Raw genomic sequence first — 8,585 nt, forward strand, 5'->3', positions numbered from 1 at the left:
TACAGGATTCGTGGCATAAAGCAACAGGGGTCGGGGAATACGCGAGCGCTGCTGCGCCGCGCATCGCGGGCGAGTCGATGCCCTCAGGGCCGTGGCGAGTGGTAACGAGCGAGCAACGCCTTGACCTCAGCGCCGCCATCACTTTGGCCTGCCAATACGCGTCTTAACAGTGCAGCGATATCGGCCATGTCCCGGGGCTCCAGTCCCAACCGGGTCAACACCTGCGTCCCCAACCGCAACGCATGCTCCCCTGGCCGCGAAGGGTCAGCGCAGGTGCCGACGACGATACCGCTGCGCTCGAGCTGTTGCATCACGGCGCGAGGGTCAGCAGCATGGCCAAGCGCAATCAACAGCTGATGCGTAGCCTGCTGAGCGGTAGCGCCCACCATCACTGGCAAGCCTTGATCACGCAATGCCTCGGCCAACGCCACGGTGTTGCGGATGATACGCCGGGCATAGTCCACCCCGCCCAGCTTCACTTCGTCGAGCAACTGCAACAGGCATGGCAGGCGACCCGCGTCGTAATTGGCGAGAAAGGCACGGTCGAGCAATGACCTGAGCTTGGCCCCATGCTCAGGCTCACGCCCCAGGACCAAACCTTGCGGCAGTCCTGGCAACGTCTTGTAGGTCGACGTGGTGATGATGTCGACACCCGCCTCGAAGGGGTTGGGAAACACCTTGCCGGCGATCAACCCGGACACATGCGACGCATCGAAAATCGTCAACGCGCCCACGGCCTGGGCGGCTCGCACGACCTCGTCGATGTCATCCGGCGCCAGCAGAACACTGCGCCCCAGCATCACCAGCTTCGGCTGACGTTGCAGCACCAACGCTGCCGCACGCCGGCCATCGAGCTGACAGCCCTGGGTATCGAACGGCAGATCCTCGACGCGCAACCCCGCCAGCTCCGGCGTGCCGCCCCGGCGCTGGCTCAGATGCCCGCCGTGGGCTGCGGACGGCGCAAGCAGCAGATCGCCAGGCGCCGCGAAACTGTGAAACACCGCAAGGTTGGCCAATGTGCAACTGGGTAGCCGCACCTGCGCCCAAGCCGCGCCGAACACATCGCAGGCCAGGGCTTCGACCCGATGCTCGAGGCGAGAAACCAGAGCGGTATCGGGCTGTTCCTTGAAAAAGCTCGGTCCCATCGCCGGATAGGCACTCAACCCGGGCGCATAGGCCGCAATCACCTCGGCACTGGGCAAGTTGGCGCCGGCATACAGCACCAACCGCTCCTCGCTGAGTTGCCGGGTGCGCTCGCGCGCCGCGGCCATCAATGCTTCATCGTTCTGCGCCCTAGCCATGCATCCCCCATCTAGCGCGTGTGGGCCGCCTGCTCGGTGGCCATCAGCGACAGCACCGCATCGCGTTTCTCCAGCAGGTGGTGGCGCAGAATCGCGCCTAGACGCTTGCCGTCGCGGGCCTCCAAGGCCTCGATCATTTCTTCGTGATCGTGCACGGCGCGATCCCATTTGGGTGGCAGATGGTTGGAGCGGAACCGGAACGCCTGCAGCCGCGCGTTCAACTGCTGGTACTGCTGGCTGAGCAGGCGATTGCGCGCAGCGAGGTTGATGCGCTCATGAATGGCGTGGTTGAGCTTGTAGTAACCGGCCAAATCGTCCTGGTTGCGGCACACCACCATCGCATAGTGCATGGCCTTGATCTCGGCCAGCTCTTCATCGGTGATGCGCTCGCAGGCCAGCTCGCCGGAAAACGCCTCCAGGCCACTCATCAGCTCGAATGCCTCACGCATCTCGACCTCGGACAGACGCGCGACGCTGGCACCGCGATTCGGCTCGATGTCGATCAGGCGTTCGGCGGCCAGCACCTTGAGCGCTTCGCGCAGCGGCGTGCGGGAAATGCCCAAGTGTTCGCACAGCTCGCGTTCGTTGAGCTTCTGCCCAGGCTCCAGAACGCCTTCGGTGATGAACGTGCGCAGGTGCTCTACCACGGTGTCATGCAGCCGCTGACGCTCGACTTTCGGCAGCACGCGCTCCGCTGCTGGCGCCGCTAAAGAATCTGAATATTGCATACAAAATCCCCCATCAGACTCGGCAATCATAGTCCAAAGCCTTGCAATACGGCCATTGGCAGGCTGCAGAAATAGACATTTGACGGTCTCTGAGCCGCTGCTATTGTATATTGCATTCAAAATACAAAAACAAAATGGAGGTATCCATGCTCAAGCTCGACTTCCACCCTGCCGGTCGCCACTTCCTGCAGATACCCGGACCCAGCCCAGTGCCGGATCGCATTCTCCGGGCCATGAGCTACCCCACCATCGACCATCGCGGACCGGAGTTCGGCGAACTTGGGCTGAAGGTGCTCGACGGCATCAAGCAAATCTTCAAGACCGTGCACCCGGTGATCATCTACCCGGCATCAGGGACCGGCGCCTGGGAAGCAGCGTTGTGCAACACCCTCAGTGCCGGCGATGAAGTGCTGATGTTCGAAACCGGCCATTTCGCCACGCTGTGGCAGAAGATGGCGGTCAACCTGGGCCTCAAGCCGCAGTTCATCGGCAGGCCCGGGATCGAAGGATGGCGCGCAGGCGTCGACGCCGCGATGATCGAGGACTACCTGCGCGCCGACAGCGCCCGGCGCATCAAGGCGGTATGCGTGGTGCACAACGAAACCAGCACGGGGGTGACGTCGGATATCGCTGCCGTGCGCAAAGCCATCGATGCAGCCGGCCACCCTGCTCTGCTGCTGGTCGACACCATTTCCGGCCTGGCCTCGGCGGACTACCGCCATGACGAATGGGGCGTGGATGTCACGGTGTCCGGCTCGCAGAAGGGCCTGATGCTGCCGCCAGGCATCAGCTTCAATGCCCTGTCACCCAAGGCCATCGCCGCCAGCAAGCAAGCCAAGCTGCCGCGCAGCTTCTGGGGCTGGGATGAAATCATCGAGATGAACAAGACCGGTTACTGGCCCTATACCCCCAACACCAACCTGCTGTACGGCTTGGCCGAAGCCCTGGACATGATCCTCGGCGAAGGCCTGGACAACGTCTTCAGCCGCCACCAGCGTCTCGCCCAAGCCTGTCGCGCCGCCGTCAACGCCTGGGGGCTGGACATTCAGTGCGCCGACCCGCAGGTGTACAGCCCGGTGCTCACTGGCGTCATGACGCCGGAAGGGGTCGACGCCGACGCTGTGCGCAAGGTGATCTACGAGCGCTTCGACATGTCGCTGGGCACGGGCCTTGGCAAGATGAAAGGCCGGATGTTCCGCATCGGCCACCTCGGCGACTGTAACGACTTGACGCTGATGGCCACCCTAAGTGGCTGCGAAATGGGCCTGCAACTGGCAGGCGTGAAGCTGCAGGCCAGCGGTGTGCTGGCTGCGATGGACTACCTGGGAGGGCAATCGGTGCCATTACGGCGCCAATGACCGACACACCGCGGTGAAGCAGCACTGCGGCAACCGCCGCAGTGCCATGAACGACTGACTATCCCGAATCCTCGCGTTGTCGGCGAGCACAATAAGAAACTGGAGATAGAACATGAAGTCTTTACGTCTGCGCCCCACCACCGTGGTGCTGTGCATGCTCTGCGCCATGTACTTCATCACTTACCTGGACCGAGTCAACGTCAGTACTGCCGCCGTCGGCTTTGGCCCGGAGTTCGGCCTGAGCAAGACTGAAATCGGCATCGTCTTCTCTGCCTTCGCCTACCCCTACCTGGTCTTTCAAATCATCGGCGGCTGGGTCAGCGACCGTTTCGGCGCCAAGCGCACCCTGGTGTTTTGCGGCATCCTTTGGGCTGCGGCAACCGTCATGACCGGTCTTGCAGGCGGTTTCATTTCACTGATCATCGCCCGCATCCTGCTCGGACTCGGCGAGGGCGCGACTTTTCCGGCGGCCACCGCCGCCATGTCGCGCTGGGTGCCCAAGGAAAAGCGCGGCTTCGCCCAAGGCATCACCCACGCCTTCGCCCGCCTGGGCAATGCCCTGGCTCCTGCCGCGATGATCGCCATCATGGCCGCCTACGGCTGGCGCGAATCGTTCTATGTCTGCGCCGTGATCAGTTTCGTCTGGGTCGGCCTGTGGGCGCTGGTGTTCACCGACTCGCCGAAACGCCATCCGCGGATCTCGCAAGCGGAACTGGACGCACTGCCGGTGGCCAAGGCCAAGAACAAGAATCCCTTGCCCTGGGGCCGCCTGTTCAGACGCATGGCGCCGGTGACCATCGTGTATTTCTGCTATGGCTGGACACTCTGGCTGCTGCTGAGTTGGGTACCGATGTACTTCATGAACCTAGGCCTGGACCTCAAGGGCACGGCGATCTTTTCCTCGGCGGTGTTCTTTGGCGGGGTGGTCGGCGATACGCTGGGCGGTATCGTCAGCGACCGCATCTATGCCAAGACAGGCAACCTCAACAAAGCCCGCAGCCGGATGGTCGCCATCTGCCTGAGCCTGACCTTGCTGTCCCTGCTGCCGCTGATGTTCACCACCGACATGCACGTCTCCCTGGCCTGCCTGGCCATCGGCTTCTTCTTCTCGGAAATGACCATCGGCCCGATGTGGGCCATTCCCATGGACATCGCCCCCGACCATTCCGGCACGGCGAGCGGCATGATGAACACCGGCTCAGCCATGGCCGCGATCATCAGCCCGGTGGCGGCCGGCATGCTGATCGACACCTTCGACAATTGGCAACTGCCGTTCCTGGTGAGCATCATCCTGTTGGCGATCGGCGTCGTGCTGTCTTTCCGTATGAAGCCGCAGAACCGGTTCGAGTACGCGAAGCCGCCAGTGGTACCTGCCAGCGATGCACACCCCTCCCCGGCCATTGGCAAATAACGCACCGAGCCCGCGCGTCAGGCGCGGGCATCAGATAAAGGAGCGATACCTTGAATACAGCAGTCAATTCCACGCGCCTGGCGCAGTTGATCGTCGAGGCACAGCGCCAGGGCGTTGCCTTGGGAGAGCTCGACGAGGCGCTGCAGCCAAAGGATTTCAATGCGGCCTACCAGACTCAGCAAGCCATCTTCGAGCTGCGCGGCATCAAGCCAGGCGGCTGGAAGATCGGCTCGAAATCCCACACCGGGCCGATCCAGGGCTCGCCCTTGCCCGCTGAGTGCATCCACACCCAGGCCCGCACGTTCAATCGGGTCGACTACGCTCCCGCCGTGCTGGAGCTGGAAATCGCATTTCGTTTCAACCGCGACTTCGCGCCGCAAGACCAGGACTACAGCGACGAGCAGGTGCACGCAGGCATCGGCGAGATGGCCGCTGCCGTGGAAATCGTCGCGAGCCGTTTTGCCGCCTGGCCGAAGGTCGAGCCTCTGACCCAGTTGGCCGACCTGCTCAACCATGGCGCGCTGGTGGTCGGTGCTTTCGTGCCATACCGGGAGGACTTCCCCTTCGCCCAACCGTCGCTCGAGTTCCTGTTCAACGACCACAGCATCGTGCCGGGGACTGCCGCGAACCCAGCGGGCGATCCGCGACGGTTGCTGCCGTGGCTGGTCAATCACCACACGCGCCAGGGGCTCACCTTGGCAAAGGGCCTGGTGATCACCACCGGTTCATTCACCGGCATGTACGCTGCGCAGACTTCAGGCAAGGTGGTTGGCGTGATCGAGGGTTTGCCAGCGGTGAAGCTCGATATTCAATAAGCCACCCAGGCACCTGCTGAAATGGACCGGGGTACGGCGCCACACACCAGTCGTGTGGCGCCGTTTGCTATCAGGCGGGGACGTAGTCGCGGTATTTCGGCTCCCAGAACGTGGCCTCGATCGCCTCACGCAACGCCGCCTCATCCTGCTGCGGCGCTACGCCTTCGGCACATGCCTCCAGAGCCACGGCCAGGGCGATATCCTTGCTCACTCGCTGGACCTCGTTCATCGGCGGCAGCATCTCGCCAGCCTGCGCGCTGTCGGCCAGCGCCCTGGCCGAGGCCATCAGCATGCGCTCGGTGACCCGGCGCGCCTTGCTGGCGATCACCCCCAGGCCGACGCCAGGGAAGATATACGAGTTGTTGCACTGGGCGATGCGGAAGCTGCGCCCGTTCACTTCGACCGGCTGGAACGGGCTGCCGGTGGCCACCAGCGCCTGGCAGTCGGTCCAGCGCAGGATATCGGCCGGATGCGCCTCGATCTGCGAGGTCGGGTTCGACAGCGGCATGATGATCGGCCTGGAACAGCCTTGGTACAGCGTGGTGATGACTTCCTCGGTGAACAGCCCGGCCTTGCCCGACACACCGATCAACACCGTCGGCCTGGCATTGGCCACCACTTCCTGCAGGTTTGGCCAATCGCCCTGGTAGCGCCACTGGGCCAATGACGCAGTGGTGTGCGAGAGGCGTGTCTGGAAGTCGTACAGCCCCTGCTGGTGGTCGGTGAGCAGGCCTTTGCTGTTGAGCAGGAATACCTGGCTACGGGCCTGTGCGTCGCTCAGGCCTTCCTCCACCATGGCCTGGATGATCTGCTCGGCAATGCCGCAACCTGCAGAACCTGCACCGACGAAGGCAATGGTCTGCTTCGACAGCGGCTCGCCCTTGATCCTGCAGGCTGCCAGCAAGGTGCCGACGGTGACTGCGGCGGTTCCCTGGATGTCGTCGTTGAAGCAGCACACCTTGTCGCGATAGCGCGCCAACAGCGGCATGGCCGTGGTCAGGGCGAAGTCTTCGAACTGCAGCAGGGCATCGGGCCAGCGTTTCTGCACGGCATCGACGAAGGCCTGGAGAAACGCATCGTAGTCCGCGCCGCGAACCCGAGGTTGCTTGAGGCCGAAGTACTCCGGATCGTCGAGCAGTGTGCTGTTGCCAGTGCCGACGTCGAGCACCACCGGCAACGTGTAGGCCGGGCTGATGCCGCCGCAGGCGGTGTACAACGACAGCTTGCCGATCGGGATACCCATGCCGCCCACGCCCTGATCGCCGAGCCCGAGAATGCGCTCGCAGTCACTGACGACGATGACTTTGACCTTGTCCTTGGTGACGTTATTGAGGATCTCGTCGATGCGATCACGATCATCGTACGAGATGAACACACCGCGGTAGCTGCGGTAGATGCGGGAAAATTCCTGACAAGCCTTGCCGACGGTGGGGGTGTAGATGATCGGCAGCATCTCTTCGAGATGGGTTTCCACCAGCTTGTAGAACAGGGTTTCGTTACGATCCTGGACCGAGCGCAGGTACACGTGTTTTTCCAGGTTGCCTGGGGCTTCGCTGAATTGCCGGTAACACCTGGCCACCTGTTGCTCCAGCGTTTCGACGTGGGCCGGAAGCAGGCCGAGCAGGTGCAACTGCTCACGCTCAATGGCCGAGAAGGCAGTACCTTTGTTCAACAATGACGTTTCCAGCAGCGTGGGGCCGCGAAACTTGACGGGCAACGGACGACGTACTGACGGCATGGAAGTGGCCTCGTTTGCTTGTTGTATTTTGCATTCAATATACCAAGCAGGCGCGTGATTGCAATCAAGCGCCGGCAGGGTTCCAGTATCCCGCTGTGTTGTAGACCTCTTTAAGGTAGTCGACGAAAAACCGCACCTTGGCCGGCAGGTGACGCTGTTGCGGCCACACTGCCTGGATGTCGTAATCCGGCAACGCGAACTCGTCGAGGACCGTCACCAACGTTCCCTGGTCGAGCGCTGCCTGGATTTCCCAGGTCGAGCGCCAGCCGATGCCGACGCCTTGCTGCATCCATGAGGCGAGCAGTTCACCATCGTTGCAGGCCAGGTTGCCGCTGACCTTCATCGCCACTGGGCGGCCATCGCGCATGAAGGTCCAGCCACGTTGCTGGCCACCTTGCAGGGTGAAGGCCAGGCAGTTGTGCTCAGCCAGGTCTTCGAGGGTGCGCGGGCGACCGTGACGAGCGAAATATTCCGGGGTGCCGCACACCACGCGACGATTGGGGAACAACTTGACCGCCACGTAGTTGGGATCGCGGATCTCGCCGATGCGGATGCTCAAGTCATAGCCTTCGCTGACCAGGTCCACCACGCTGTCGGTGAGGTTGAAGGCCAGCTTCACATGGGGATAGCGCTGCTGGAACGCCAAGGCATGAGGCGCGACATGCATGCGCCCGAACGCCGCAGGTGCCGAGATCTGCAGGCTGCCTTTGACCAACGACGAGCTGCTGCAGATCGCCGCTTCCAGATCATCGAATTCGAGCAGCACCTGCCTGGCCCGCTCCAGCAGCTGTTCGCCCAGGGCGGTCAGTTTCAGGCCCCGGGTGGAGCGGTGCATGAGCTTCACGCCCAAACGTTTTTCCAGGCTGTCGAGGCGTCTGCCCATGACCACCGGCGTCACGCCTTCAACCAGCGCGGCAGCGGCGAAGCTGCCCTTCTGCGCCACCTGGACGAAGCTTTGCAACTCAACGTATCGCCCCATTCCATACCTCAAGTATCGACAGAATCTAATTTACTGGCCTTCAACAGGATCGCTCGCTACTCCATGCTGCCACTCAATAAGAAAAATATCGACTACATGACAGGAGATCACCATGGCAAAGATGAGAGCAATCGATGCAGCCGTTCTGGTCATGCGCCGTGAAGGCGTAGAGACTGCATTCGGCATTCCGGGGGCTGCCATCAACCCGCTGTACTCGGCCCTGAAGAAAGTCGGTGGCATCGATCACGTCCTCGC

8 protein-coding genes are annotated in these 8,585 nt (G+C 62.4%); 4 read left to right on the forward strand and 4 right to left on the reverse strand.

What is annotated here, in order from left to right; all coding sequences use genetic code 11:
• Window positions 1–83: 83 nt before the first annotated feature.
• On the reverse strand, window positions 84–1,301 hold the full coding sequence (locus tag E2H86_RS09935; RefSeq protein WP_207955621.1) for a glycine hydroxymethyltransferase: 1,218 nt from the start codon (window positions 1,299–1,301) through the stop codon (window positions 84–86).
• Between the two features lie 11 nt (window positions 1,302–1,312).
• A complete protein-coding gene (locus E2H86_RS09940; RefSeq protein ID WP_133327192.1) occupies window positions 1,313–2,029 on the reverse strand; it encodes a GntR family transcriptional regulator in 717 nt (238 codons plus the stop codon).
• A gap of 146 nt (window positions 2,030–2,175) precedes the next feature.
• On the opposite strand from E2H86_RS09940, the gene E2H86_RS09945 reads away from it, so the two are divergent.
• The 3 genes from E2H86_RS09945 to E2H86_RS09955 all read left to right on the forward strand — a co-directional run bounded on the left by E2H86_RS09945 (window position 2,176) and on the right by E2H86_RS09955 (window position 5,613).
• A complete protein-coding gene (locus tag E2H86_RS09945) occupies window positions 2,176–3,387 on the forward strand; it encodes a pyridoxal-phosphate-dependent aminotransferase family protein (RefSeq protein ID WP_133327194.1) in 1,212 nt (403 codons plus the stop codon).
• 112 nt (window positions 3,388–3,499) lie between these two features.
• Window positions 3,500–4,798, forward strand: coding sequence for an MFS transporter (locus tag E2H86_RS09950; RefSeq protein WP_133327196.1), 1,299 nt, complete (start codon window positions 3,500–3,502; stop codon window positions 4,796–4,798).
• A gap of 50 nt (window positions 4,799–4,848) precedes the next feature.
• Window positions 4,849–5,613 carry a 2-keto-4-pentenoate hydratase gene (locus tag E2H86_RS09955; RefSeq protein ID WP_133327198.1) on the forward strand — a complete coding sequence of 255 codons (765 nt, stop codon included), beginning with the start codon at window positions 4,849–4,851 and terminating at the stop codon, window positions 5,611–5,613.
• 70 nt (window positions 5,614–5,683) lie between these two features.
• Here the strand turns inward: E2H86_RS09955 and E2H86_RS09960 are convergent, their stop codons facing one another.
• Window positions 5,684–7,351, reverse strand: coding sequence for an NAD-dependent malic enzyme (locus tag E2H86_RS09960; RefSeq protein ID WP_133327200.1), 1,668 nt, complete (start codon window positions 7,349–7,351; stop codon window positions 5,684–5,686).
• A gap of 64 nt (window positions 7,352–7,415) precedes the next feature.
• Window positions 7,416–8,330 carry a LysR family transcriptional regulator gene (locus E2H86_RS09965; protein WP_133327202.1) on the reverse strand — a complete coding sequence of 305 codons (915 nt, stop codon included), beginning with the start codon at window positions 8,328–8,330 and terminating at the stop codon, window positions 7,416–7,418.
• A 112-nt stretch (window positions 8,331–8,442) separates the two neighbouring features.
• Between E2H86_RS09965 and E2H86_RS09970 the strand changes: the two genes are divergently transcribed.
• Window positions 8,443–8,585: thiamine pyrophosphate-binding protein (locus tag E2H86_RS09970; protein WP_133327204.1), on the forward strand; the 143-nt coding region annotated here is incomplete at its 3' end.

The organism is Pseudomonas putida (assembly GCF_004357765.1).
Lineage (GTDB): Bacteria > Pseudomonadota > Gammaproteobacteria > Pseudomonadales > Pseudomonadaceae > Aquipseudomonas > Aquipseudomonas putida_U.

Bases quoted from the DNA above. Each gene is read 5' to 3' on its own strand.
- E2H86_RS09935 (WP_207955621.1), bottom strand. From the start codon at position 1,301: ATGGCTAGGGCGCAGAACGATGAAGCATTGATGGCCGCGGCGCGCGAG.
- E2H86_RS09940 (WP_133327192.1), bottom strand. From the start codon at position 2,029: ATGCAATATTCAGATTCTTTAGCGGCGCCAGCAGCGGAGCGCGTGCTG.
- E2H86_RS09945 (WP_133327194.1), top strand. From the start codon at position 2,176: ATGCTCAAGCTCGACTTCCACCCTGCCGGTCGCCACTTCCTGCAGATA.
- E2H86_RS09950 (WP_133327196.1), top strand. From the start codon at position 3,500: ATGAAGTCTTTACGTCTGCGCCCCACCACCGTGGTGCTGTGCATGCTC.
- E2H86_RS09960 (WP_133327200.1), bottom strand. From the start codon at position 7,351: ATGCCGTCAGTACGTCGTCCGTTGCCCGTCAAGTTTCGCGGCCCCACG.
- E2H86_RS09965 (WP_133327202.1), bottom strand. From the start codon at position 8,330: ATGGGGCGATACGTTGAGTTGCAAAGCTTCGTCCAGGTGGCGCAGAAG.